The following is a 25819-nucleotide window of genomic DNA, read 5'->3' as shown; positions in this document are numbered from 1 at the left end:
GCGCTGAACGACGGAAGCCTTGAACCACTGACCTTAGGGAGCAACCCAATGAAGCGCACCTCTACGAGCCTGATATTGTCCGCCACCTTGCTGAGCGCAGGATCCGCCTGCGCGGGCGACCTGCTGCAATGGCAGAACAACAGCCTGACCTACCTGTACGGCAAGAATTTCACCGTCAATCCGCAGATCCAGCAGACCGTCACCTTCGAACACGCCGACGCCTGGAAGTACGGCGACAACTTCTTCTTCCTCGACCGGATCTTCTATAACGGCAAGGCCGATACCCGCCTCGGCCCGAACACCTACTACGGCGAGTTCACCCCGCGCCTGTCCATGGGCAAGATCTTCGACCGTTCGTTCGCCTTCGGCCCGGTCAAGGATGTGCTGCTGGCCATGACCTACGAGTTCGGCGAAGGCGACACCAACGCCTACCTGTTCGGCCCCGGCTTCGACCTGGACGTACCCGGCTTCGACTACTTCCAGTTGAACTTCTACCAGCGCCATACCGACAGCAACCGTCCGGGCAGCAATATCTGGCAGATCACCCCGGTCTGGTCCTACACCATCCCAGTGGGCCATTCCAACGTGCTGATCGACGGCTATATGGACTGGGTGGTGGACAACGACCGCAATGCCCAAGGGACCTACCACGCCAACCTGCACTTCAACCCGCAGATCAAGTACGACCTGGGCAAGGCCCTGCATTGGGGCGAAAAGCAGTTGTACGTGGGGTTTGAGTACGACTACTGGAAGAACAAGTACGGCCTCCAGAGCAACAGCGACTTCAGGACCAACCAGGACACCGCGAGCCTGTTGATCAAGTATCATTTCTGATGCTGTCGTGGGTTCTGCGGCGCCTGGTCGACCGCCATCGCCGGCAAGCCGGCTCCTACAATTGTGCGTATCGCCACAGACTCTCGGCGTGCGCCCCCCCTGTAGGAGCCGGCTTGCCGGCGATGGCGGCCGAGAGGACAGCGCAGGGCTCAAGGGCCTGACCGACTTTGCTCATTCAGACGTGTGGGAGGGGCATTCTTGAGCCTTGCGCAAACCCGGTGCTACCATGCCCAACCGCCCGGGCCGGCAAGGAAAAACCTGGTTTATGAGCACCATCCGCGAACGCAACCGTGAACTGATCCTGCGCGCCGCCAGCGAAGAGTTCGCCGACAAGGGCTTCGCCGCCACCAAGACCAGCGATATCGCGGCCAAGGCCGGCCTACCCAAGCCCAACGTCTACTACTACTTCAAATCCAAGGACAACCTCTACCGCGAGGTGCTGGAAAGCATCATCGAGCCGATCCTCCAGGCCTCGACCCCCTTCAACCCCGCGGGCGTGCCCGCCGAGGTACTGGCCGGTTATATCCGTTCGAAGATCCGTATCTCCCGCGACCTGCCGTTCGCCTCCAAGGTCTTCGCCAGCGAAATCATGCACGGCGCGCCGCACCTGAGCCCCGAGCAGGTGGAGCAGCTCAATGCCCAGGCCCGACACAATATCGCCTGCATCCAGACCTGGATCGACCGCGGCCTGATCGCCCCGCTCGATCCCCATCACCTGATGTTCAGCATCTGGGCCGCGACCCAGACCTATGCCGATTTCGACTGGCAGATCTCCTCGATCACCGGCAAGGCCAAGCTGGAAGACGTCGACTATGAAGCGGCGGCGCAGACCATCGTGCGGTTGGTGCTCAAGGGCTGCGAGCCGGATCGATAGTCAGACAGACACCCCGGCATCCGCCACCAGCCCCAACGCCTCGATTGCACTGATCGCACACTGCTCATCGATATCCGAAGTATCCCCGCTAATCCCGATGGCCCCGATCACCTTCCCCTCCTGATCGCGAATCAACACCCCGCCCGGCGCCGGCACCACGCTGCCCTGCCCCAGGCTGTTCAATACCGCCACAAACGCCGGTCGCTGCTGCGCATCCAGCGCCAGCAAGCGTGAGCCCTTGCCCAGGGCGATCGCGCCCCAGGCCTTGCCGATGGCGATCTGCGGACGCAACAGGCTCGCCCCATCCTCGCGTTGCAGTGTCACCAGGTGACCACCGCCATCCAGCACCGCAATGGTCAGCGGTGCTGCCGAAATGACCCGGCCGGCGGCAATCGCCTCGCTGGCCAGGCTGACTGCGACGTTCAAGGTTAAAGCGCTCATGGTGCCGTCCTTATCGAGTGAGGAGAGAGCCGTCGCTGCTCCTTTTCAGAAGCCGTTCGGCCAAACAAATAGAACACAATGTTAAATATTTTTGTATACAAAAATATAGAAACACTCATCAAACCCTCGAAAAACGGCCCCAGAACGAATCCACCAATCATTTCAGAAAAGGCATTGACCAGCGCCGCCTTGCGTGAATACACTCGCCACACAGCAACTTGTATACAATTACAAAACGCAAGAGGCACAAAACAATGAGCAAAATGAGAGCAATCGAAGCCGCCGTCCTGGTGATGCGTCGCGAAGGCGTGGACACTGCCTTCGGCATTCCCGGTGCCGCGATCAACCCGCTGTACAGCGCGTTGCAAAAGCTCGGCGGTATCGATCACGTCCTTGCTCGCCACGTCGAAGGCGCCTCGCACATGGCCGAGGGTTACACCCGCACCAAGGCCGGCAATATCGGCGTGTGCATCGGCACCTCGGGCCCGGCCGGCACCGATATGGTCACCGGCCTGTACAGCGCCAGCGCCGACTCGATCCCGATCCTCTGCATCACCGGCCAGGCACCGCGGGCACGCTTGCACAAGGAAGACTTCCAGGCCGTGGACATCACCAGCATCGTCAAGCCGGTGACCAAGTGGGCGACCACCGTGCTCGAACCCGGCCAGGTGCCCTACGCCTTCCAGAAAGCCTTTTATGAAATGCGCTCCGGCCGCCCCGGCCCGGTGCTGATCGACCTGCCGTTCGATGTGCAGATGGCGCAAATCGAATTTGATATCGACGCCTACCAACCACTGCCCCTGGCCAAGCCAGGCGCCACACGGATTCAGGTCGAGAAGGCCCTGGCCCTGCTCGACCAGGCCGAACGCCCGCTGCTGGTGGCCGGTGGCGGCATCATCAATGCCGATGCCAGCGAACTGCTGGTGGAGTTCGCCGAACTGACCGGCATTCCGGTGATCCCGACCCTGATGGGCTGGGGCACGATTCCCGACGATCACCCGCTGATGGTCGGCATGGTCGGGCTGCAAACCTCCCACCGCTACGGCAACGCCACGCTGCTCAAGTCCGATGTGGTGCTGGGTATCGGCAACCGCTGGGCCAACCGTCACACCGGTTCCGTGGAGGTCTACACCGAAGGACGCACCTTCATTCACGTGGACATCGAGCCGACCCAGATCGGCCGCGTATTCACCCCGGACCTGGGCATCGTGTCCGACGCTGCCGCGGCCCTGACGGTATTCATCGAAGTGGCCCGTGAATGGCAGGCCGCCGGCAAGCTGAAGGACCGCAGTGCCTGGCTTGCCGATTGCCAGCAGCGCAAGGCCAGCCTGCAGCGCAAGACCCACTTCGACAACGTGCCGGTCAAACCCCAGCGCGTCTATGAAGAGATGAACCAGGTGTTCGGCAAGGACACCTGCTACGTCAGCACCATCGGTCTGTCGCAGATTGCCGGCGCGCAGTTCCTCCATGTCTACAAACCACGGCACTGGATCAACTGCGGCCAGGCCGGGCCCCTGGGCTGGACCATTCCGGCCGCGCTGGGGGTGGTCAAGGCCGACCCATCGCGCAAGGTCGTGGCACTGTCCGGCGACTATGACTTCCAGTTCATGATCGAGGAACTGGCGGTGGGCGCGCAGTTCAAGCTGCCGTATATCCACGTGGTGGTGAACAACTCCTACCTGGGACTGATTCGCCAGGCCCAGCGCGGCTTCGACATGGACTACTGCGTGCAATTGTCTTTCGACAACCTCAACGCACCGGAGCTCAACGGTTATGGCGTGGACCACGTCGCCGTCGCCGAGGGCCTCGGTTGCAAGGCCCTGCGGGTATTCGAGCCGGACCGGATCCAGGGCGCCCTGCGCCAGGCCCAGGCGATGATCGAGGAGTTCAGGGTGCCGGTGATTGTCGAGATCATCCTGGAGCGGGTGACCAATATTTCCATGGGCACCGAGATCAACGCCATCAACGAGTTCGAAGACCTGGCGCTGGTCGGCAACGATGCGCCGACGGCGATTGCCTTGCTCGACTGATCCCACACCCGCGTTTGGACGGGCTTGCCAGCGCAGTCGATATCACCTTCACTGCCGCTATCGCTGCGCCCGCAGCCCGTCCAAACGCTTTGTATCGATTCGCCAGGAGATTCCCATGCCACGCTTTGCCGCCAACCTGTCCATGCTGTTCACCGAAGAGGATTTCCTGGCCCGTTTCAAGGCCGCCGCCGAGGCTGGTTTCAGCGGTGTGGAATACCTGTTCCCCTACGACTTCAGCTCCGCCGAGATCAAGGCGCAACTGGATGCCCACGGCCTGACCCAGGTGCTGTTCAACCTGCCGGCCGGCGACTGGACCAAGGGCGAACGCGGGATTGCCTGCCACCCGGACCGGGTCGAGGAGTTCCGTGCCGGGGTCGATCTGGCCATCGCCTATGCGCAAGTGCTGGGCAATACCCAGATCAACTGCCTGGCCGGCATCCGCCCCCAGGGTGTCGACGACGCCGTGCTGGAAAAGACCTTCGTCGACAACCTCAAGTACGCCGCCGGCAAGCTTGAAGCCGTCGGCATCCGCCTGGTGATGGAAGCCATCAACACCCGCGATATCCCCGGTTTCTACCTGAACACCACGGCCCAGGCCCTGTCGATCCGCCATCAGGTGGGCAGCGCCAACCTGTTCCTGCAATACGACATCTACCACATGCAGATCATGGAAGGTGACCTGGCGCGGACCCTGTCCGACCACCTGGCCGAGATCAACCATGTGCAGCTGGCCGACAACCCCGGGCGGCATGAGCCGGGGACCGGAGAGATCAACTATCGATTCCTGTTCGAGCACCTGGACCGCATCGGTTATCAGGGCTGGGTCGGTTGCGAATACAAACCGCTGACCAGCACCGAAGCAGGGCTGGGCTGGTTGAAAACCCATAACGCGACATAAGAAAAAGAGGACGTTGTCATGGCTAAAATCGGTTTTATCGGCACCGGCATCATGGGGCATCCCATGGCCGCCAATCTGCAAAAGGCAGGTCACAGCCTGTTCCTGTCCAACCACCACGACGCCGCGCCGGTCGACCTGATCAGCGCCGGCGCGGTGGCCCTGGCCAGCCCGAAGGAAGTCGCCCAGGAAGCCGAGTTCATCATTGTCATGGTGCCGGATACCCCGCAGGTCGAGGACGTGCTGTTCCGTGCCGACGGGATCGCCGCCGGCGTCGGTCCGGGCAAGATCGTCATCGACATGAGCTCGATCTCGCCCACCGCGACCAAGGCGTTCGCGGCCAGGATCAACGAGAAAGGCGCGCAGTACCTCGACGCCCCGGTGTCCGGCGGTGAAGTCGGCGCCAAGGCCGCGACCCTGAGCATCATGGTCGGCGGCGACGCCCAGGCCTTCGCTCGCGCCCTGCCGCTGTTCCAGAACATCGGCAAGAACATCACCCTGGTGGGCGGCAACGGCGACGGTCAGACCGCCAAGGTGGCGAACCAGATCATTGTCGCCCTGAATATCCAGGCGGTGGCCGAGGCACTGTTGTTCGCCGCGAAAAACGGCGCCGACCCGGCCAAGGTACGTGAAGCGCTGATGGGCGGCTTTGCCTCGTCGAAAATCCTCGAAGTGCATGGCGAACGCATGATCAAGGGCACCTTCGACCCGGGCTTCCGCATCAGCCTGCACCAGAAGGACCTGAACCTGGCGCTGGCCGGTGCCCGCGAGCTGAATATCAACCTGCCCAATACCGCCAATGCCCAGCAGGTATTCAACACTTGCGCGGCGATCGGTGGCAGCCAGTGGGACCATTCGGCACTGATCAAGGGCCTGGAGCATATGGCGAATTTCTCGATTCGCGAGCGCTAGGCCCCTCCCGGCTCAACGCGGTCAACTGTAGGAGCCGGCTTGCCGGCGATGAGGCCCATGAGCCTTGCATCGCCTGATCAGCCGCCATCGCCAGCAAGCTGGCTCCCACAATGTAGCGTCGAGCACAGATCCTGTAGGAGCAGAGCTTGCTCGCGAAAGCGGTCTTGCGCCCCCAAAGAATCCCCCTGACACCCCACCATGCCGAAGATCCCCAGCACACCCCACTGCCCCGACTGGGCAACCGCCCTGCTCAACGGCTTCAGCCAGATCTTCCTCCAGCGCCATCCGCTCTGCGGCCTGTGCTGCCTGCTGGCAATACTTCTGGCGGCACCGAGCCTGGTTGGCGGCGCGTTACTCGGCGGCCTTGCCGGCCTGCTCACCGCCCAGCGTCGCAGCTACCCCAAGGCCGAGCGCCAGGCCGGTCTCTACAGCTATAACGGCGTACTGCTGGGCCTACTGATCAGCCTGCAGTTTCCCCGGTCGATACTGATCCCGCCACTGATCATCGCCGCCTCCGGCCTGAGTGCAATCCTGGTCCGGCAATGGCTCAAACACACCGGCGACGTTCAAAGCCTGCCCGCCTACACCGCGCCCTTTGTCGGCCTGAGCTGGTTGCTGCTGGCGTTCACAACCCATGACCCGACAAGCAGCTCGCCACTCCCCCTCGCAGACACCTTCGCCTACGCCAACGCCGCCTTCATGGGCCTGGGCCAGGTCATGTTCCTCGACCAGCCCCTGGCGGCCTTGTCGATCTTCATTGGACTGCTGATCGCCAATCGCCGCGCAGCCGTCTGGGCGGTCCTCGGCAGCACCGTCGGGCTGGCCTTCGCCCTACTGCATGATCCTGCATCACCCACTCAGCTCGGCCTCGCCGGCTACAACCCGGCGCTGGTCGCACTCGCCCTGAGCCAGCAACAGCGCACACCCTGGCCCGCACTGATCGGCATGCTCCTGGCGAGCGTACTGACACCCGGCTTTGCCGCCCTCGGCCTGGCCCCGCTGACCGCCCCCTTTATCCTCGCCTGCTGGCTGATCCGGGCCGGAGCCCGCGTGCTACGCCAGGCCAGCGACGACAACGGCCAAGACCGCCGGCTTGCGCATTGATCGGCAATCCCCCACGCTTCCCACATCCATAAGCTTGGGCAACACCTCATGAATAGCAACAACGACTGGCGCCAGCGGCTCTACGTCATGGTTTTCCAATCCGACACCGTCGCCGGCAGGCGCTTCGACAAAACCCTGCTGCTGATTATCCTCGCCAGCCTGGTGATCGTGATCCTCGACAGTATCGAGAGCTTTCACCAGACCTTCGCCACCCCCCTGGCCTATATCGAATGGGGCTTCACCTTCATCTTCGCGGTCGAGTACCTGCTGCGCCTGTACTGCTCGCCACGGCCGCTGCGCTACGCCTTCAGCTTCTACGGGCTGGTGGACCTGCTGGCCATCGTGCCGGGGATCCTCGCCCTCTACTACAGCGACGCCCAGTACCTGCTGATCATCCGTATCATCCGCATGCTGCGGATCTTCCGGGTCCTCAAGCTCGGCCCGTACCTGAAACAGGCGCACTACCTGCTCGACGCCCTGCGCGGCAGCAAGCAGAAGATCCTGGTGTTCCTGCTCAGCGTCTGCACCCTGGTGATCGTGTTCGGCACCCTGATGTACGTGGTCGAAGGCCCGGAGCATGGCTTTACCAGCATTCCCAAGGGCATCTACTGGGCTATCGTTACCCTCACCACCGTGGGTTATGGCGATATCGTGCCCAAGACCGTGCTGGGCCAGGTGATTTCCTCCCTGGTGATGATCACCGGTTACTCGATCATCGCCGTGCCCACCGGGATCTTCACCGCCGAACTGGCCAGCGCCATGCGCGGCGACTCCCACAAGCACGACTGCCCGGTTTGCGGGAAAAACAGCCACGAGCCGGAAGCCTCTTTCTGCTCTCGCTGTGGGAATCCTCTATACAAGAAAATAGAATAAGCAAAGCATTTTTTAATCTTTAAGTGACTATGTCAGCGCCGTTATAGTTGCTGGCAAATTGCCCCTCTCTCAGCTGAAACAAGGACTGCGCAGTGAAAAAACTCTTTGGCGCTTCACTTCTGGCCGCTGGCCTGGCCTTTGGCAGCCTGGCCCAGGCCGCACCGACCTTGCTGAACGTTTCCTACGACGTGATGCGTGACTTCTACAAGGACTACAACGCGGCGTTCCAGAAACACTGGCAGGCCGAGCACAATGAAAACATCACCTTGCAGATGTCCTTCGGCGGCTCCAGCAAACAGGCGCGTTCGGTTATCGACGGCCTGCCAGCGGACGTGATCACCATGAACATGGCCACCGACATCAATGCCCTGGTGGACAACGGCAAGCTGGTGCCGGACAACTGGGTCACCCGCCTGCCGAACAACAGTGCGCCGTTCACCTCCGCCACCGTGTTTATCGTGCGCAAGGGCAACCCCAAGGCCCTGAAAGACTGGCCGGACCTGCTCAAGGACGGTGTCCAGGTGATCGTCCCGAACCCCAAGACCTCGGGTAACGGCCGCTACACCTACCTGTCGGCCTGGGGTTATGTGCTGAAGAATGGCGGTGACGAGAACAAAGCCAAGGAGTTTGTCGGCAAGCTGTTCAAGCAGGCTCCGGTGCTCGATACCGGCGGCCGCGCAGCGACCACCACCTTTATGACCAACCAGATCGGCGATGTGCTGGTGACCTTCGAGAACGAAGCGGAAATGATTGCCCGCGAGTTCGGTCGCGATCAGTTCGAAGTGGTCTACCCAAGCGTGTCCGCCGAGGCCGAGCCGCCGGTAAGCGTGGTGGACAAGGTGGTCGACAAGAAGGGCAGCCGCGCGGCAGCCGAAGAATACCTGAAGTACCTGTGGTCGCCAGAAGGCCAGGAAATCGCCGCCAACAACTACCTGCGCCCGCGTGATCCGCAGGTGCTGGCCAAGTTCACCGACCGCTTCCCGAAAGTCGACTTCCTCTCGGTGGAGAAGACCTTCGGCGACTGGCGCACGGTGCAGAAGACCCACTTCAATGATGGTGGTGTGTTCGATCAGATCTATAACGGCAAGTAACTGATACCACCCGGCACTGAAAACACCACGAAAACTGTAGGAGCTGGCTCCTACAGATCGAGGGTGTTTTCAAGATAACGCCTTCCTTACATCGGCGGTTTGACCCCATCCTTACCCGCTGAAATCCCCGCCGCCGTCAGCTTGCCATCCGCCCCCTGCTGGGCAAACAGCACCACCTTCACCCCCGGCTTGAGCAGACTGCGATCGCCTGGCACCAGGTTGACCACAGGCACGCCCTCCGGCACCACGATCTTCTTCTCGCCGCCTTTGTAGCTCAGGGTCAGGGTCCGCCCATTGGCGACCTTCAGCTCACCCACCCGGCCATTGGTCATGGTGCTGCCCTGGGCCAGATCGAAAGGACGGTGACCATCCCCGGTACCGGCCATCTCCGGTGGGAATACATGAACTTCCATCGCCGTCAGCGTGCCATCCGGGCCAGGCATCGCCGCCGTGCCGATGTAGCTGCCGGGCTTGATATCCGAGAGAGTCGCGAGGGTCACACCGCGAACCTGGGTGTCCTTGGTCAGGCCGACCGTGACATCCTCATTAGCGATGGTATGCACCTTGAGCACATCGCCGTCGAGCGCCGTGATTTCACCGCGCACCGCCACCCGCTGGGCCGGGGCATCAGCGGCCTGGGCAAGACCAACAGACATCAATACCGCCAGACTCATCGCCGAGGCCAACGCACTGCGGCGTGCCAATTTGCCGAAAATCGAATTCATGGGACGTCAGGTTCCTTGGGTGGGGAGATAAACAGTTCTCAATTCAACAGGACTGTTATAGCGCTGATAACGGGATTCGGGGGATGAAAATATCGCCTTTGCGGTTTGAGCCTTCTAACGAAGGGTAAGTTTTCAGGCATTGCATTACAGATGAATTTCGTTTATTGCGTTTTTCGTTTATTTCGAATAAATTTCCATCATTGATTCTACGCACTCGGAGCCAGCCATGACTCAATCTGCCCTCACCATCAACTTGCCCCTCGAACGCGAAGTCCAGCTCGCCATCGAAGGTCAACGCGCCCTGGCGGCCTTTCTGGCCACAAGGTTCGACACGCAGCACATCCAGATTTTCGACGAACGCAACGAGGCCCATAGCGTTGAACTACCCACCACCGCACTGAGGCTGTTGGTGGAGATTCTGGCCGAGCTTGCCGCCGGTAACGCCGTCCAGGTGGTCCCCGTCCACGCCGAGCTGACCACACAAGAAGCTGCCGACATGCTCAATGTCTCTCGTCCACACCTGATCAAGCTTCTGGAGTCAGGTGAATTGCCGTTTCACAAAACCGGCAAGCACCGCCGCGTACGGTTTGCCGATCTGATGGCCTATAAAACCCAACGCTCACTGGATAGCGAACAGGCCATGGCCGAACTCGCCGAGCAGGCACAGCAACAGAGGATGGGCTACGAGTGAGATATTCGCCCTTTACTGCTGTATACGACGCCTGTGTGCTGTATCCCGCACCTCTTCGTGACTTTTTGATGTGGTTGGCATTGTCTGGTCGATTTCGTGCGAGGTGGACTGCTGATATCCACAAGGAGTGGAAAAGAAACCTGCTGAAAAATCGCCCGGACCTTACGCTTGAACAACTGGACCGCACCTCCATGCTGATGGATCGTGCAATCCCCGATGGTGAAGTCACGGGGTACGAGGCTTTGATCCAAGGGCTCTCGTTACCTGACGCCGATGACCGCCATGTCTTGGCTGCCGCGATTCGTTGCAACGCGAGTGTGATCGTGACCTTCAACCAGAAAGACTTCCCCGCCAGCACCTTGGCCCCATACGGTGTCGAGGCACAACATCCCGACGAATTTATCGATGATCTCTTCGACCTGGATCCGGCTGCCGTGATTTGCGCCGCCCAGCGTCAACGCCATCAGCTCAAGACGCCGCCCCTTTGTGTTGACGACTATCTCGATATTCTTTTCCGACAAGGCCTGGTTCAAACGGTAAAGGCACTGCTGGCCTACCGTCCCATGCTTTGATCACAGCACTTCAGGCATCGGCTGATCGATACGCCAATTGACGAAATCTGAAATAACCTCAAAAAAAACGGCGATCTCTAAAGATCGCCGTTCTCACTCACTGACCGAACTGCTTGCCCAGCCCCGGCGGCACGCCATGGATATCGGTGTCTTCCCATGGCCCGTTGGGGCTGATGGAGCGGCTCCAGCCATTGTTCCAACGGTAGTAGGTGCGCTGGCGATAGAAGGTGTTGGTCTGGTTGTCGAGGACATAGACGCCCATCTGCCCATCCCAATGGCTGTTACCGCCCGGTGGCGGAGCAAACGTCGGCGAGAAGCTCGGACGTGGTTTGCCCGGTGAGATAGGTTTACTCGGCGTACCCGATGGATAAGGTTGGGTCGTCGGACCGGAAGGCGGGATTGTCGGCCCCTCCGGCGGCGGGCGATGGACCGCACAAGCGCTCAACCCCAGGACCAGCGTTAACAGGGTGAGGCGAGCGATGGCGGTCATGGCGAATTCTCTATTTATCCGGGCTGTCGATGGTCAGGTTCTGTTGCGCGGCGGTGCTGCTGGCCAACGGCTGGCTGCGCCCGATCCACTCGCCCGCCGTCGGTTGGCCGGCGCGGGATACCCGTGCAACCAGTTGGACTTCAGGAAAGTTCGACAGTTTCAATTGCGGCATCATCGCGTCCGCATCACCCAACTCGACGGTGGCCGGCAGGTCGGCGACCGTCAGGCGCTTGGCCGCCAGCGGCGCAGGCGGGCCCTGGGTGGCACGAGCGAAGATAAAGACGCTGTCGCCCGGCCGGACCTTGGCTTTCAACTCCGCCGCCAGATCGACCCGCACTTTCAACAGCGCGCCCTTGACCACAGGCCGCTCGACGACCGCGACCTTGCCACCGCTCGCCACCAACTTCTCACTGGCACGGTCGATACCGCCCTGCAACGCGGCACGGGAATTGTCGTCCGGCGGCAATTGCGCCAGCAGGCGTTTCCAATAGTCGATGGCCTCCTGGTAACGCTGCCCTTCAAACGCCGCGATCCCCAGCAGACCCAGGCTGGTAACTTCCTTCGGATCGATCTTGAGGGCTTCGTCGGTCAGCGCCTGGACCTGCGGCGACCACTGCTTGCCATCGGCGAAGTATTGCGCCTGGGCCCACTGCCCGAGCAACTCCGGCTGGCGCCCAGCCACCTTGACCGTACGTTCGAAGACCTTCGCCGCATCGGCCGCACGGTCCTGGGCCATATAGGCACGCCCGAGGAAATACAGGCCCTCGGCCGAATCCGGCTGGGCCGCCACCGCCCGTTCCAGACGCCGGGTCATCTCTTCCACGGACTGCGGTGCCTGGGCGAATTCGCGGGTCAGTTCGACCTTGTCGCTGGCGCCGAAATGCAGGTACAGCGCCAACCCCAGCACCGGTACCAGCAGCGCCGCCAGCAACGGCAATGGCTTGCCCAGTCGCGAGACACGGGCCGGTGCCACACCTTCGGTATCGGCCAGCAACTCACGCGCGGCTTCCGCCCGACCGCTGTCCATCTGTTCGGCGCTGAGCACGCCTTCAACCTGCTGCGCCTGCAACTCGGCGACACGCTCCTGGTAGAGGGCGACGTTCAACGCGGTGCGGTCTTCCTCGCGCTGCACGCGGCGTTCACGCAAAATCGGAATCAACAGAAAACTCAGGGCAATCAGTAACAACAGACCTGTAGCGAGCCAGAAATCAATCATTCGGTTTTCTTATCCAGCAGGTGGTCGAGGCGCTGGCGCTCCTCGGCGGAAAGCGCGTCCGGGGCGGCAGCGCCCTCGGCACGACGACGGCGGACGATCACCGCGATCACGACAAAGCCCCCCAGCAGCAGGCCGGCCGGGCCGAACCAGAGCAAGGCGGTCTTGCCGCTCAGGGCCGGCTTATAGCGCACAAAGTCGCCATAACGGTCGACCATGAAGTCGATGATCTGCTGATTGTCCTTGCCCTCGCCGAGCATGCGGAAAATCTCCCGGCGCAGGTCGGCGGCAATCGGCGCGTTGGAATCGGCGATGTCCTGGTTCTGGCACTTGGGGCAGCGCAGTTCCTTGGTCAGGTCGCGAAAACGTTCACGCTCGGCGTCGTTGGCAAACTCATAGGTGTCGATGGCGGCATGGGCCACGCCAACCAGACTCAGGCCCAGGAGGACCGCGGCTAACCAGCGCTTCATGGCCGGCCCTCGTCCACCAGCGACTGATACACCGTCGCCAGTTGTTCACGCCAGACCGTCTCGTCGATCACCCCGACGTGCTTGTAGCGAATCACGCCCTTGCCGTCGATAAAGAAGGTCTCCGGCGCGCCGTACACCCCCAGGTCCAGGCCCAGGGTGCCCTGCTCGTCGCGGATATTCAGCTGGTAGGGGTTATGGAATTCCTTCAGCCACTTCAGCGCCTCGGCATTGTCATCCTTGTAGTTGATGCCGTAGATCAGCACGCCCTGCTGGGCCAGTTTGTTCAGCACCGGATGCTCGACCCGGCAGGAAATGCACCAGGTCCCCCAGACATTCACCAGCGCCGGCTTGCCTTGCAGGTCGGCCACGGTCAGCTTCTTGTCACCCTGCACGTCGGGCAACGCGAACGCTGGGAACGGCTTGCCGATCATCGCCGACGGCAGCTCGGACGGATCGAGGTACAAGCCGCGATAGAGGAACACCGCCATCACCAGGAACGCCGCCAGCGGCAATACCATCAACCAACGCTTCATGCAGTCGCTCCACTCATGCCCAGCGCTTCACGCACGCGGCTTTTCACCTTGACCCGATAACGCCGGTCCAGGGCCGCCAGTGCACCGCCCAAACCGGTCAGCAGGCCGCCGAACCAGATCCAGCGCACGAACGGCTTGACGTGTACCCGTACCGCCCAGGCGCCGTTTTCCAGTGGTTCGCCGAGGGCGACATAGAGGTCACGGGTGAAACCGGCGTCGATCCCGGCTTCGGTCATCATCGATTGCTGCACGGTGTACAGGCGTTTCTCCGGGTGCAGCAGCGCCACTTCCTTGCCGTTTTCAATCACCCGGATCGTGCCTCTGTCCGAGGTGAAGTTCGGCCCTTCGACATGCTTGGCGCCTTCGAAGATGAAGTGATAGCCGCCCAGTTCCATGGACTCGCCCGGCGCCATGCGCAGGTCACGCTCGGCGCTTTCCTGGCTCGACAGCACCACACCCAGGGCGCAGACCGCGATGCCCAGGTGCGCCAACTGCATGCCCCAATAGCTGCGGGTCAGGCTCGGCAAGCCCTTGATCAGGCCTTTGTTGCGTGTCTTGTCGAGGATGTCGCGTACCCCGGCCAGCAGCACCCAGGCCGCCAGCAGGAAGGTCGCCAGCACCGCCCAGTTGAAATCGCCGTAGACCAGCCCGGCCACCACCGCCAGGGCAACGCTGCCCAACAGCACCGGGGTCAGCATGCCCACCAGCCATTTCACCGGGGTGTCTTTCCAGCGCACCAGCACGCCGATCGCCATCACCACCATCAGCAAGGCCATCAACGGAATGAACAAGGCATTGAAGTACGGCGGGCCGACCGACAGCTTGGCGCCACTGAGGGCATCGAGCACCAACGGATACAAGGTGCCCAGCAGGATCATCGAGGCCGCCACCACCAGCACCAGGTTGTTGCCCAGCAGCAGGGTTTCCCGCGACCACAGGTTGAAGCCCACATGGCTTTTCACCACCGGCGCGCGCAGGGCGAACAGGGTCAGCGAACCGCCGACCACGAACAGCAGGAAGATCAGGATAAACACACCTCGTGCCGGGTCGGAGGCGAAGGCGTGTACCGAAGTCAGCACGCCGGAACGCACCAGGAAGGTCCCCAGCAAGCTCAGGGAAAACGCCGCAATCGCCAGGAGCACGGTCCAGCTCTTGAACACCCCGCGCTTTTCCGTGACCGCCAGGGAGTGGATCAGCGCCGTGCCCACCAACCAGGGCATGAACGAAGCGTTTTCCACCGGATCCCAGAACCACCAGCCACCCCAGCCGAGTTCATAGTAAGCCCACCAGGAACCGAGGGTGATACCCACCCCCAGGAACGCCCAGGCGACGATGGTCCAAGGCCGCGACCAGCGCGCCCAGGCCGCGTCGAGACGCCCGCCAAGCAAGGCGGCGATGGCAAAGGCGAAGGCCACCGAGAAACCGACATACCCCATATAGAGCATCGGTGGATGGACGATCAGGCCGACGTCCTGCAACAACGGGTTGAGGTCGCGACCGTCCGCCGGAATCTGCGGCAGGATCCGTGAGAACGGGTTGGACGTCAGGATCAGGAACAGCAGGAAGCCGGTGCTGATCATGCCCATCACCGCCAATACCCGGGCCAGCATCACCTGGGGTAACTGCCGGGAGAAGACCGACACGGCAAAGGTCCAGCCACCGAGGATCAGGGCCCAGAGCAGCAGTGAACCTTCATGGGCGCCCCATACCGCGCTGAACTTGAAGTACCAGGGCAAGGCGCTGTTGGAGTTGTTGGCGACATAACTGACGGAGAAGTCGTCGGTCATGAAGGCGTAGGTCAGTACCCCGAAGGCGAACACCAGGAAGGAGAACTGCCCCCAGGCCGCCGGCCGCGCCAGGCTCATCCACAGGCGATCACCGCGCCAGGCGCCGAACAGCGGGACGGTGGCCTGCACCAGGGCGAAGCACAGCGCGAGGATCATGGCCAGATGGCCCAACTCAGGAATCATCGATCAACCCTCCTTGGCTTGTGTCGGGGCGGATTGACCGCTGTCTTTCAACGCCTTGGTGACTTCCGGAGGCATGTATTTCTCATCGTGCTTGGCCAGCACTTCATCGGCCACCACCACGCCATCGGCGTTCAGCTTGCCGAGGGCAACAATGCCCTGCCCTTCGCGGAACAGGTCCGGAAGGATGCCGCGATAGGTAATGGTGACGGACTTGTTGAAATCGGTGACCACGAACTTCACGTCCAGCGAATCGCCGGAACGTTGCAGCGAGCCCTTCTCCACCATGCCGCCGGCGCGAATCCGCGTGCCATGGGGGGCGTCGCCATTGGCGATCTGGGTCGGAGTGTAGAACAGGTTGATATTTTCCTGCAGTGCACTCAAGGCCAGGCCCACGGCGGCGCCGACGCCGACCAGGATGGCGAGGATAATGATCAGGCGCTTTTTGCGCAGCGGGTTCACTTGGCATTCTCCCGGCGCAGACGACGCGCCTCTTGTTGCAGGTAACGCCGCCGAGCCAGGATCGGCGCCGCGACGTTCAAGGCCAGTACAGCCAGGCAGATACCGTAGGCCGACCAGACATACAGGCCGTGATGGCCCATGGCGAGAAAATCGCCGAAGGTGGCAAAACTCATCGAGCCACCCCCAGCTCGTTCAGGACTTCAGCCTTGACCCAACTGGCCCGGGCCTCGCGCTTGAGTACTTCAAGGCGCATGCGCAGCAGCACCACGGCGCCGAAGAAACAGTAGAACCCCAGCACCGTCAGCAACAGCGGCAGCCACATTTCAGCGGGCATGGCGGGTTTTTCGGTCAGGCTGAAGGTCGAGCCCTGGTGCAGGGTGCTCCACCACTCCACCGAGTATTTGATGATCGGGATATTGATCACCCCGACAATCGCCAGCACCGCGCAGGCCTTGGCGGCGCTGTCGCGATTGGTGATGGCGTTGCCCAGGGCGATCAGGCCGAAATAGAGGAACAACAGAATCAGCATCGACGTCAGCCGCGCATCCCAGACCCACCACGCGCCCCAGGTCGGCTTGCCCCAGATGGCCCCGGTAATCAGGGCCACGGCGGTCATCCAGGCACCGATAGGCGCGGCGCATTGCAACGCGACGTCGGCCAGCTTCATCTTCCACACTAGCCCCACCACACCGCAGACCGCCAGCATCACATAGCAGGACTGGGCCAGCATGGCTGCCGGCACGTGGATGTAGATGATGCGAAAGCTGTTGCCCTGCTGGTAGTCCGGCGGCGCGAAGGCCAGGCCCCAGACCACGCCGGTGCCGATCAGCAGCACGGCGGCCACGCTCAGCCAGGGCAGCAGGCGCCCACTGATGCCATAGAACCATTTGGGCGAGCCCAGCTTATGAAACCAAGTCCAGTTCATCACGGTACATCCAGGGTCTTCGCTGGTCATCAACGGACCAGACCTCATTATTCGCCGACGCTGATCTTCAGGCCAGCCGCTATTGCAAAAGGTGTCAGGGTCACCGCCAGGGCAGCCAGGCTGCCCAGCCAGAGCAGGTAACCGGTGGCCGGCATGCCCTGCAACGCAGCCTGCAAGGCCCCGCTGCCAAGAATCAGGACCGGGATATACAGCGGCAGGATCAGCAGGGCCAACAATAGACCACCGCGCTTCAATCCCACCGTCAGGGCCGCCCCCACCGCACCGAGCAGACTCAGTACCGGCGTACCCAAGAGTAGCGATAACAGCAGCACCGGCAAGCAAGCCGTTGGTAATCCGAGCATCAGCGCCAGCAAAGGCGCGAGCAGGACCAGGGCCAGGCCGGAAAAAACCCAGTGTGCCAGTACCTTGGCCAAAACCAGAAGGGCCAGGGGGTGCGACGAAAGGACCCACTGTTCCAGGGATCCGTCCTCGAAATCACTGCGAAACAGCCCGTCCAGCGAGAGCAGGACCGACAACAGGGCCGCCACCCAGACCAGTCCCGGAGACAAGGTTTGCAACATATTTGTCTCGGGACCGACCGCCAACGGGAACAGCGCAATCACAATGGCGAAGAACACCAGGGGATTGGCCAGTTCCGCCGGACGGCGAAACAGCAGCCGCGCTTCACGGGCGAACAACAGACCGAAGACACTCATGCGGCCCACCGTCCCAGGTCAAGATCACGGTAACCGGCCGGCACCCGGGTCAGCGTGTGATGGGTGGTCAGCACGACCATGCCACCGCGTTCGCAATGGCCGGCCAGGTGTTCTTCGAGTTGGGCGACCCCCTGCTTGTCCAGGGCGGTGAAGGGTTCATCGAGAATCCACAGCGGCGGGCTGTCCAGGTACAACCGGGCCAGGGCCACACGGCGCTGCTGGCCGGCGGACAGGGTATGGCAGGAGACGTCCTCGAAACCCCGCAGCCCGACCGCCGCCAGGGCCTGCCAGATCGCGTCGCGCCCGGCCGGCTGATGCAGGGCACAGAGCCAACTGAGGTTCTCTTCGGCGGTCAGCAGGTCCTTGATACCGGCGGCGTGACCGATCCACAACAAGGTGCGGGCCAGCTCGCTGCGCCGGGCACTCAGCGGCTGCCCGTCAAGCTGTACTACCCCGGCGGTCGGCTGCATCAGACCGGCCAGCAGGCGCAACAGGCTGGTCTTGCCACTGCCGTTGGGGCCGCTGATCTGCAAGAGGTCGCCGGGGCGCAGCTGCAACTCGAGGTGCTCGAAGAGCATCCGCCCGTCCCGTTCACAGGCGAGCGCCAAGGCTTCTAGAAGAGGGCTGGTCAAATAATCGAGGCCTTTTTACAGTTCAAGTCGGCACGGGCGCAGCCGTTAAAGTGAAGCAGAATAAATGCTTTTGCAGCTCGACCTACAGAGCTGTGTCAATTTTTGCGCTATTTTGGACACACTTTCGGAGATGGGCGGCATTATACATGCGATGCCCTACTCCAAAGAGGGCTATTTCGACAGGCTGCGACCCGATGACAGGCGAAATCAACATCCTCCCCCTGCCCCAGTTGATCCCGGCCAACAGCCGTCCGATGCAACTGGCCAGCGAACTGCTGCAGCTGACGCCGCCGCTGGAAGGCCTGATCGCCCCCGGGCAGAGTGCCGAGGCCGAAGTCCTCTCGCTCAAGCAAACCGACCAGACCTTCCAGATGCTGCTCAAGGTCACCACCGACAGCGGTCGCCAGACCACCGTGCAGGTCAACAGCAACCTGCCGCTGCCACAAGGCACCAGTGTCGCCGTGACCCAACCGACGCCCGGCAACCTGGCGATCACCGTGCAACAGGCCCTGAGTGCCAGCATCGCCGCCCTGACCCGTCTGGATACCACGCAACTGCCGGTCGGCACCTTGCTGCAAGGCAAGGTCATGACCGCCCAGCTACTGCCACAGACACCCGGACAACCGGCGGTCTATCGCTCGCTGGTGACCCTGCTCAACACGGTCCTGAGCGGCACCACCCTGACCCTCGACAGCCCGCAGCCGCTGCGTATCGGCAGCCTGCTGAGCGCCCTGGTGCAGGACGCGCAAAGCCTGAGCCTGGTGCCATTGGCCGCCCGTCAGGACCAATTGGCGGTGGCCCGGCAGTTGGTCACCCAGCAAGGTCGGCAAGGTTCACTCGACAGCCTGGTCAGTACGCTGCAGAACCTGTCCCAAAACGCCGACCTGCCCGAAGACCTGCGCGCGGCCATCAACACCCTGCTGGCGGACCTGCCTGACGTCAATCAGTTGAGCAACCCCAAAGGGCTCGCCCAGGCCCTGCAAAATAGCGGGCTGTTTCTCGAAGCCAATCTGTTGCAAGGGCAGAATCCGGCGCTGACCCCCGACCTCAAGAGCAACCTGCTGCGCCTGATCGCCCAGATCATGCCGCAGTTGCCCGGCAGCCCGAACTTCGACCCCGGAGCCGCCGCTGCGCTGCTCGCCCGCACACTGCCGGGCTTTGTCCGCAGCGCCCTGGGTACCCTCGGCCAGGTCGGCGAGCCGACCCAGCCGATCAGCTTTCCGCTGCCCTCGCGCCTGCTGCAAAGCCTCACCGACGATGGCGACCTGGAAGGCCTCCTGCGCCTGGCCGCGGCCGCCGTTTCGCGCCTGCAAAGCCATCAGCTTTCCAGCCTGGAGCAGACCGGGCGCACCCCCGAGGGCAATCTGCAGACCACCTGGCAGCTGGAAATCCCCATGCGCAACCTGCAGGACATCGTGCCTTTGCAGATCAAGATCCAGCATGAGGAAAAGGAGCCGCCACCCGAGCAGGAAAAACGCGAAAAGCGCGAGCAGAAGGAACAACTGTGGCGAGTGGAGCTGGCCTTTGACCTGGAACCGCTGGGGCCGCTGCAAGTCCAGGCACAGTTGGTGCGGGGCAGCCTGTCCAGCCAGTTATGGGCCGAACGTCCCTACACCGCCAGCCTGATCGCCAGCCAGTTGGGCGAGTTGCGTGAACGCCTGCGGGTCTCGGGCCTGAATGTCAGCGACCTCGATTGCCATCAGGGCACGCCCCCCCAGGGCAAGCAAACCCGACTGGACCAACGCTGGGTTGACGAAACCGCATGAAGAATCCCAACACCCCACGCCAGGCCATTGCCCTCAAGTACGACGGCCAACAAGCCCCGACCCTCACCGCCAAGGGCGACGAGGAGCTGGCCGAAGCCATCCTGAAGCTGGCCCGCGACTATGAAGTACCGATCTACGAGAATGCCGAGCTGGTGAAACTGCTGGCCCGGATGGAGTTGGGCGACAGTATTCCGGAGGAGTTGTACCGGACCATCGCCGAGATCATCGCCTTTGCCTGGAACCTCAAGGGAAAATTTCCGGTCGGCCAGGATCCCAATGCGCCGCCGGTAGAGAAGGATATTACCGAGCGCGGGGAGGATTACTGATCCGGCGTCCTGCAAGACCGATTCTATTCCCCCTACGTCGCCCTACAGCTCTCAAACATAGGGCGCTGTAGCCCGATTCTGATTTTGTTTTCCTGCGTTCAACACCACCACCGACGGGTCCACACTTCGTGCATTCCCCTTGCAGGAGGCACAACGGATGTTCACCTCGGCACCTCGCTTTACCTTCACTCTTCCGGACTTCGAACAGGGATTGGAAGTCCTGGCGTTCAAGGGTACGGAAGCTATCAGCCAACCCTACCGCTTCGAACTGGAGTTGGTCAGCCGGCAGCCGGACCTCAACCTCGACGAGCTGCTGCATCGGCAGGGTTTTCTCGCCTTCAACAACGACGGCGCGGGCATTCACGGCCAGATCCACGGCATCGGCCAGGGCGATAGCGGCCAGCGCTGGACGCACTATCAGCTCACGCTGGTGCCGCAACTGGCCTATCTGGCCCATCGCTTCAACCAGCGAATTTTCCAGAACCGGAGCGTGCCGCAGATCATCGCCCAAGTGCTCAAGGACCATGGCATCCTCAGCAATGCCTTCAGCTTCAATCTCGCCAATCCCTTCCCCGCTCGCGAATACTGCGTGCAATACAACGAGTCCGACCTGGACTTCATCCAGCGGCTGTGTGAAGAGGACGGCCTGCACTATCACTTCCAGCACAGTGCGCAGGGCCATCACCTGGCCTTTGGCGACGACCAGACCTATTTCCGTCAACTGCCCGACAGCGTGCCATACCGACCGGACAGCAGGATGGTCGCGCAACGGCCCTGCATCCAGTCCTTCGACCTGCACCTGGAAACCCGCAGCACCCGGGCAACCTTGCGCGACTACAATTTCAAACAACCCGGTGCCCGGCTGGAAAACAGCGCCTGCGTGCTCCACTCCCTGCCGCAGCCGGACCTTGAAGATTACCGTTATCCCGGTCGCTACCACCGCGACGAACACGGCCGGCAGCTCAATCGTCGCCAGTTGGAAAGCCATCGAAGCGACAGCCGACGGGCGTCGGGCAAGAGCAATGAACCCCAACTGGCCAGTGGGCACTTCCTGCTCCTGGCCGAACATCCACAGCCAGACTGGAACACCCTCTGGCTACTGACCCAACTGACCCACGAAGGCAAGCAGCCGCAGGTGCTGGAGGAGTTGGCAGCGAACCAAAGCCGTACCGACAGTGATTTCCGCCAGGGCTACCGTAATACCTTTCTCGCCACCCCCTGGGAGGTGTTCTTCCGTCCACCGCTGCAAGCGCGCAAATCCCGTCGGCTCAATACCCAGAGCGCCATCGTCACCGGCCCGCCCGGCGAAGAAATCCACTGCGACGAATATGGCCGGGTGAAGGTGAAGTTCCACTGGGACCGCTCGGACGAAACCGATGCCCAAAGCAGTTGCTGGCTACGGGTAGCCTCCAGCTGGGCCGGGCCCGGTCATGGCGCCGTGACCTTGCCCCGCGTCGGCATGGAAGTGCTGGTGACCTTTCTCGAAGGTGACCCCGACCAACCGCTGATCACCGGCTGCCTGCCCAATCAGCGCCATCCGCCGACCTACCCGTTGCCGGCGCACAAGACCCGCAGCGTGTTCAAGAGCCGCAGCAGTCCTGGCGGTGGTGGCAGTAATGAGCTGCGTATCGAAGACCGCAAGGGCGAAGAGCAGATCTACCTGCATGCCCAGCGCGATTGGCAACAACACATCGAGCGCAATCTCTCGGTCACGGTCGGCCATGAACGGCATGAGTGCGTGGAAGCCAACAGCTACTGCGAGCTCAAGGCCGAGGAACACCACACCGTTCACCTGGACCGCCGCGTCGAGGTAAAAGGCGATGACAGCCTGCTGGTCGCTGGTAGCCAACAGGTAAAGGCCGGGCTGGGTTACTTCATCGAGGCCGGGCAGGAGATCCACCTGCGGGCCGGGGACAAGGTGGTGATCGACGCGGGAGAGCAACTCACCCTCAAGGTCGGCGCGCACTTCATCAAGCTCGACGCCAACGGCATCACCTTGAACGGACCCGAGGCGAACGAGGACGCGGGTATAGGCTCGGGGCCGCGGATCAAGGGGCCATTGCTGCCGGGAGCGGTGGAACAGGCGCCGCCGTTGCGCCTTGAAACAGCCGTCGTCGACGGAGTGCCGGAACAACGCCAGAAAGAACTGGCGCTCGATACAGGTTTCTCCGACTGAGCCCCCCCCTTAACCCGGACAGGAGTTCGCCGACGAGTGTGCCGCGATGACAGAGATATTCAGGACTGAAAACTGGTCATTTCCCTTAAAGGACGGAAATCAGGCCCCTTATGATCCTCACCGTGACGTCAAGGCCTTGGCAAAGGCCGAAGGCGGTTACTACCCATTGGGACGGCGAGGGCTTTGGCACGGAGGCATTCATTTCGATGAAGCCACGGGCCTGATCTCGGATAAGCGCGAGATCTCTTGTTTAGCCGATGGCGAGGTGATCGCCTATCGCATTGATGAACGCTATCCGGCTTCGAGTTTCGAGGGGCGCTCGGCGGTGTTTTCCAGCGGTTTTGTGCTGGTCAGACATCGGTTGCAGCCACCACCGTTGACAGGAATCTCCTATGCACCTCCTGCGCCCACATTGACTGTTTACAGCCTGTACATGCACCTGCTGGATTGGGCGGGCTACCTGACCAGCTCGGGGTTGCGCCGTCCCACTTTCTGGGGCGGAGGCGTTTATCGGGTCAAGGACAGTGCGCAGGACAAGACACTCGGGTTGAGAATCCGGGCCGCCCCGAAAGATCATCCAGACCATGGAGTAATCCTCGCTGTCCTACCGCGGGGCACAACCGTCATGACCAAGGCTGCGTCTGCGGCGGATAAATGGCTGGAGGTTGTCAGCGTCAGCCCTGAAATCGAGGGGTTGGCGCCGTCCACTGGCTGGGTGTTCAAGCCAGAAATGACCGCATTGGGAACGGATCGGTACCTGATCGGTAATGCTGCCAAGGATGCGCCTGTCGAGCAAATGACCGGTGTGAACGTTCGAGCAACGGCCAATGCCAACGCCAACCCCCTGGGGCTACTGCCGATTGGCACCTCACTCAAGATCAGCAACGTGGGTGCAGTGGGCAAATTCCGCAAGCTGCTGAAGATCGTCAGCGGCAAGTGTGTACCACCTCTGGCGATCGATGAGAACGGACATCTACCGGGTTTTGTCTGGCTGGATGCACTGGAGGCCAACCGCGAACCCGAGGCGAAAGATCGCGTTGTCGTGCTGGATGAACCGATCAGGATCAAGGCGGGAGATCTGATCGGCCATGTCGGCAAATATCAGGAGCTCAGCGAGGACATCGCCAGAAACCTGCTGCACCTGGAAGTTTTCAGCTGCGAGGACGTGCCCGACTTTATCGCTCGAAGTCGTGAGTACGCCGCCTGTCTTCCCGCCGACCAGCGCACCTTGTTGAAACTCTACAAAGGCAGCAGCCGGGTGGTCCCCCACCGTGAAGACATCAATACCGATAACCCGCCGAGCATCAATGAGCCCGGAGCGGTGATCGGTGCGCCGGTGATTCTGCCGGTCGGGCTGCTGGAGTCGTTGCCGCCCGAATCGAAATTGAGCATTACCGAAACAGTTCCCGGAACCACCATCAGCTACACCCGTCGCTGGTGGCGCCTGGACGATCATTTGCCGAACGAGTCCGGCGAGACAGTCAGCGGCTGGGTGCTGGAGCAAGACCTGCTGACGACTCGTCATAGTCCGTGGGAATGGGAGGGTTATGAATGCATCACCGAGACCAGTCGAAATGCCGACAACCTTGCTCATCACCTTTCATCGCTGGCAGATCTGCCCCTAGAGCAACGTCGTCATTACCAGGCGTTGGCGAGCAGCGCAGGCAAAGGGCCAATCAGGTCACGGCTGCACACACTCCTGAATATCGGCGAAAACGAGCACTTGGGACACGAAGAGATCCGTGCCGCACGGGACAAACCTTGGCACGCGCAGGCGATAGGCAGGCTGATTACCCACTATGAAAGCGAGTGGTTCTGGAACCCGCAAAAGTGGGATGAACTGGACGCGCTCTGGGACCACACGGGACGCGTGAGGCCAGAACAATGGCAGATTTCAAAAGCACGGATAAAGAAACTGTCATGGTGGGCGGAATTGGCAGGGCTGCACGGGATCAGTTTGGAGGGCAAGGCGTGGCACTTTCATATAATCACGATCATGATGAACTTCCATAACTACAAGATCATCACCCATCAAAAACCAGGACAAATCACATTCAACGCCGAAGGCAATGATATTCCGGGCTCTCCTTATTACAGCCGCCATATCCATTGGCCCGGAAATGACCTATCGGGAGTAACGATAGGCCGCGGTTACGATATGGGAACAAGAAGCCAGTCTGAAATTCATAATCATATGCTTGCGGCAGGCATCCCCCATGTCCAGGCATCCAGACTCGCCGAGGCGGCTGGCCTAAAGGGCAGCCAGGCAGCTCAATTCGTCAATAATTACCGAACATCGATAGGAGATATCACACATCAACAAGAGCAGGCCCTCTTTGACTTGATTTACCCGTTTTACATCGATAGAGCGATAGCCAACTACAATAAATGGACAGAGAACCTGGCCGGACGGCAGCCGTGGGAATCGCTTCACCCCATCATCAGGGATATTCTTGTCGACTTCGTTTACCAAGGTTTTACCGCTGGTCCCAACCCGATGAAAGCCGGGATGAAAAACAACTTTTCCGAACTGATAAGTTATATAGAAAACACACCCGCAATCAGCCAATACGAGCCGGGCCGGCAGCGAGCGAACTATTTGAGAAAGTACCAGCAATGAACATTACTAAAAAAGCCCTGATTTTTTTACTCCCTGCTACTTTGTGGTCGATCGCAGGTGGCGCCTACGCACTTGATTGCGAAAACATCATCACCAGCGCACAGATTGACACTTGTGCAAAATCAAAAAAAGAAAGCACGGACAAAACACTTAACGAAATCTATAAAAAACTGATCATTCGAATCAAAGAGCAATACGCCCCTGATCCCGAAATGGGAGAGCGTTACCTTTCAAAACTCAGAAACTCCCAGCGCGCCTGGATAACGTTACGTGATGCGAACTGTGAGCTTGAATCCTTTTTAGCAGACCCGTCCTCTCCTGCCCATGAAACGCTCACCAACAACTGCATCACAAAAATGAGTCGGGAGCGATCAGCCTACCTGGACCAAACACAACCCTGACCCTGGCGGAAGCTGGCAAGAAGAAGCTTCCGCCATCGCCGATGGTGGCAATGCGCGGCCAACGCAAGCTTGCTCGCGAT

The 25819-nt window shown here is 61.3% G+C and carries 27 protein-coding genes; 15 read left to right on the top strand and 12 right to left on the bottom strand.

The window, feature by feature from the left end:
• Positions 1-48: 48 nt before the first annotated feature.
• Together M5C71_RS08885 and M5C71_RS08880 are read left to right on the top strand one after the other, a co-directional pair.
• Positions 49-834, top strand: a complete 786-nt coding sequence (locus M5C71_RS08885; protein WP_177101531.1) for an outer membrane protein OmpK — start codon at positions 49-51, stop codon at positions 832-834.
• A gap of 265 nt (positions 835-1099) precedes the next feature.
• Complete coding sequence (locus M5C71_RS08880; protein ID WP_100940637.1) at positions 1100-1708, top strand: TetR/AcrR family transcriptional regulator; 609 nt, start codon at positions 1100-1102, stop codon at positions 1706-1708.
• Here M5C71_RS08880 and M5C71_RS08875 read toward each other — a convergent pair whose 3' ends face one another.
• On the bottom strand, positions 1709-2149 hold the full coding sequence (locus M5C71_RS08875) for a heme-binding protein (RefSeq protein WP_248767646.1): 441 nt from the start codon (positions 2147-2149) through the stop codon (positions 1709-1711).
• 254 nt (positions 2150-2403) lie between these two features.
• Here M5C71_RS08875 and gcl point away from each other — a divergent pair, with 254 nt between their 5' ends.
• From gcl to M5C71_RS08845, 6 genes are all read left to right on the top strand, one after another.
• Positions 2404-4179: a glyoxylate carboligase gene (gene gcl, locus M5C71_RS08870; protein WP_152737029.1), complete on the top strand. Its 1776-nt coding sequence runs from the start codon at positions 2404-2406 to the stop codon at positions 4177-4179.
• Between the two features lie 115 nt (positions 4180-4294).
• On the top strand, positions 4295-5077 hold the full coding sequence (hyi, locus tag M5C71_RS08865; protein ID WP_103496223.1) for a hydroxypyruvate isomerase: 783 nt from the start codon (positions 4295-4297) through the stop codon (positions 5075-5077).
• 18 nt (positions 5078-5095) lie between these two features.
• Positions 5096-5986: a 2-hydroxy-3-oxopropionate reductase gene (locus M5C71_RS08860; RefSeq protein ID WP_103496224.1), complete on the top strand. Its 891-nt coding sequence runs from the start codon at positions 5096-5098 to the stop codon at positions 5984-5986.
• A 198-nt stretch (positions 5987-6184) separates the two neighbouring features.
• Positions 6185-7090: an urea transporter gene (locus M5C71_RS08855; protein ID WP_248767645.1), complete on the top strand. Its 906-nt coding sequence runs from the start codon at positions 6185-6187 to the stop codon at positions 7088-7090.
• Positions 7091-7138: 48 nt separating this feature from the next.
• Positions 7139-7963: an ion transporter gene (locus tag M5C71_RS08850; RefSeq protein ID WP_103496225.1), complete on the top strand. Its 825-nt coding sequence runs from the start codon at positions 7139-7141 to the stop codon at positions 7961-7963.
• Between the two features lie 92 nt (positions 7964-8055).
• Entirely contained in the window at positions 8056-9054 is a 999-nt protein-coding gene (locus M5C71_RS08845) for a sulfate ABC transporter substrate-binding protein (protein WP_103496226.1), read from the top strand.
• Positions 9055-9140: 86 nt separating this feature from the next.
• Here M5C71_RS08845 and M5C71_RS08840 read toward each other — a convergent pair whose 3' ends face one another.
• A complete protein-coding gene (locus M5C71_RS08840) occupies positions 9141-9779 on the bottom strand; it encodes a DUF5666 domain-containing protein (RefSeq protein WP_248767644.1) in 639 nt (212 codons plus the stop codon).
• A 226-nt stretch (positions 9780-10005) separates the two neighbouring features.
• Here M5C71_RS08840 and M5C71_RS08835 point away from each other — a divergent pair, with 226 nt between their 5' ends.
• Both M5C71_RS08835 and M5C71_RS08830 read left to right on the top strand, forming a co-directional pair.
• On the top strand, positions 10006-10470 hold the full coding sequence (locus M5C71_RS08835) for a helix-turn-helix domain-containing protein (RefSeq protein ID WP_103499460.1): 465 nt from the start codon (positions 10006-10008) through the stop codon (positions 10468-10470).
• Entirely contained in the window at positions 10467-11042 is a 576-nt protein-coding gene (locus M5C71_RS08830) for a PIN domain-containing protein (RefSeq protein ID WP_248767643.1), read from the top strand. Before M5C71_RS08835 ends, M5C71_RS08830 begins: the two co-directional genes overlap by 4 nt.
• Before the next feature lie 97 nt (positions 11043-11139).
• Here the strand turns inward: M5C71_RS08830 and M5C71_RS08825 are convergent, their stop codons facing one another.
• Genes M5C71_RS08825 through ccmA form a run of 10 tightly spaced genes read right to left on the bottom strand, consistent with a single transcriptional unit; the run spans position 11140 to position 18396 of the window.
• Positions 11140-11532, bottom strand: a complete 393-nt coding sequence (locus tag M5C71_RS08825) for a hypothetical protein (protein WP_177101546.1) — start codon at positions 11530-11532, stop codon at positions 11140-11142.
• Positions 11533-11542: 10 nt separating this feature from the next.
• Positions 11543-12748: a c-type cytochrome biogenesis protein CcmI gene (gene ccmI / locus M5C71_RS08820; protein ID WP_177101548.1), complete on the bottom strand. Its 1206-nt coding sequence runs from the start codon at positions 12746-12748 to the stop codon at positions 11543-11545.
• Entirely contained in the window at positions 12745-13215 is a 471-nt protein-coding gene (locus M5C71_RS08815; protein ID WP_177101550.1) for a cytochrome c-type biogenesis protein, read from the bottom strand. The genes ccmI and M5C71_RS08815 overlap by 4 nt, the downstream gene beginning before the upstream one ends.
• The gene (locus M5C71_RS08810; protein WP_177101552.1) at positions 13212-13748 is read right to left on the bottom strand and encodes a DsbE family thiol:disulfide interchange protein; all 537 of its coding nucleotides are present in this window, start codon (positions 13746-13748) and stop codon (positions 13212-13214) included. The genes M5C71_RS08815 and M5C71_RS08810 overlap by 4 nt, the downstream gene beginning before the upstream one ends.
• The gene (locus M5C71_RS08805; RefSeq protein WP_103499455.1) at positions 13745-15718 is read right to left on the bottom strand and encodes a heme lyase CcmF/NrfE family subunit; all 1974 of its coding nucleotides are present in this window, start codon (positions 15716-15718) and stop codon (positions 13745-13747) included. Before M5C71_RS08805 ends, M5C71_RS08810 begins: the two co-directional genes overlap by 4 nt.
• A 3-nt stretch (positions 15719-15721) precedes the next feature.
• Positions 15722-16177 (bottom strand): cytochrome c maturation protein CcmE, encoded by a 456-nt coding sequence (ccmE, locus tag M5C71_RS08800; protein WP_100940651.1) that lies wholly within the window; start codon positions 16175-16177, stop codon positions 15722-15724.
• On the bottom strand, positions 16174-16350 hold the full coding sequence (gene ccmD, locus M5C71_RS08795; protein ID WP_103499454.1) for a heme exporter protein CcmD: 177 nt from the start codon (positions 16348-16350) through the stop codon (positions 16174-16176). Before ccmD ends, ccmE begins: the two co-directional genes overlap by 4 nt.
• Complete coding sequence (locus M5C71_RS08790) at positions 16347-17105, bottom strand: heme ABC transporter permease (RefSeq protein ID WP_177101554.1); 759 nt, start codon at positions 17103-17105, stop codon at positions 16347-16349. The genes ccmD and M5C71_RS08790 overlap by 4 nt, the downstream gene beginning before the upstream one ends.
• Before the next feature lie 44 nt (positions 17106-17149).
• Positions 17150-17818: a heme exporter protein CcmB gene (ccmB, locus tag M5C71_RS08785; protein WP_100940965.1), complete on the bottom strand. Its 669-nt coding sequence runs from the start codon at positions 17816-17818 to the stop codon at positions 17150-17152.
• Complete coding sequence (ccmA, locus tag M5C71_RS08780; protein WP_248767642.1) at positions 17815-18396, bottom strand: cytochrome c biogenesis heme-transporting ATPase CcmA; 582 nt, start codon at positions 18394-18396, stop codon at positions 17815-17817. Before ccmA ends, ccmB begins: the two co-directional genes overlap by 4 nt.
• A 248-nt stretch (positions 18397-18644) precedes the next feature.
• On the opposite strand from ccmA, the gene M5C71_RS08775 reads away from it, so the two are divergent.
• The 5 genes from M5C71_RS08775 to M5C71_RS08755 all read left to right on the top strand — a co-directional run bounded on the left by M5C71_RS08775 (position 18645) and on the right by M5C71_RS08755 (position 25739).
• Positions 18645-20216, top strand: a complete 1572-nt coding sequence (locus M5C71_RS08775; RefSeq protein ID WP_248767641.1) for a flagellar hook-length control protein FliK — start codon at positions 18645-18647, stop codon at positions 20214-20216.
• Complete coding sequence (locus M5C71_RS08770; protein WP_103499449.1) at positions 20213-20542, top strand: EscU/YscU/HrcU family type III secretion system export apparatus switch protein; 330 nt, start codon at positions 20213-20215, stop codon at positions 20540-20542. Before M5C71_RS08775 ends, M5C71_RS08770 begins: the two co-directional genes overlap by 4 nt.
• A 157-nt stretch (positions 20543-20699) precedes the next feature.
• A complete protein-coding gene (locus tag M5C71_RS08765; RefSeq protein WP_177101567.1) occupies positions 20700-22718 on the top strand; it encodes a type VI secretion system tip protein VgrG in 2019 nt (672 codons plus the stop codon).
• A gap of 46 nt (positions 22719-22764) precedes the next feature.
• The gene (locus M5C71_RS08760; RefSeq protein ID WP_248767640.1) at positions 22765-25338 is read left to right on the top strand and encodes a pesticin C-terminus-like muramidase; all 2574 of its coding nucleotides are present in this window, start codon (positions 22765-22767) and stop codon (positions 25336-25338) included.
• Entirely contained in the window at positions 25335-25739 is a 405-nt protein-coding gene (locus M5C71_RS08755; protein ID WP_248767639.1) for a lysozyme inhibitor LprI family protein, read from the top strand. The genes M5C71_RS08760 and M5C71_RS08755 overlap by 4 nt, the downstream gene beginning before the upstream one ends.
• Positions 25740-25819: the final 80 nt, after the last annotated feature.

Origin of the sequence: Pseudomonas sp. MWU12-2345 (assembly GCF_023242385.1) — a bacterium.
Taxonomy (GTDB): Bacteria; Pseudomonadota; Gammaproteobacteria; order Pseudomonadales; family Pseudomonadaceae; genus Aquipseudomonas; species Aquipseudomonas gingeri_D.
This window is presented reverse-complemented; position numbering and strand designations above follow the sequence as displayed.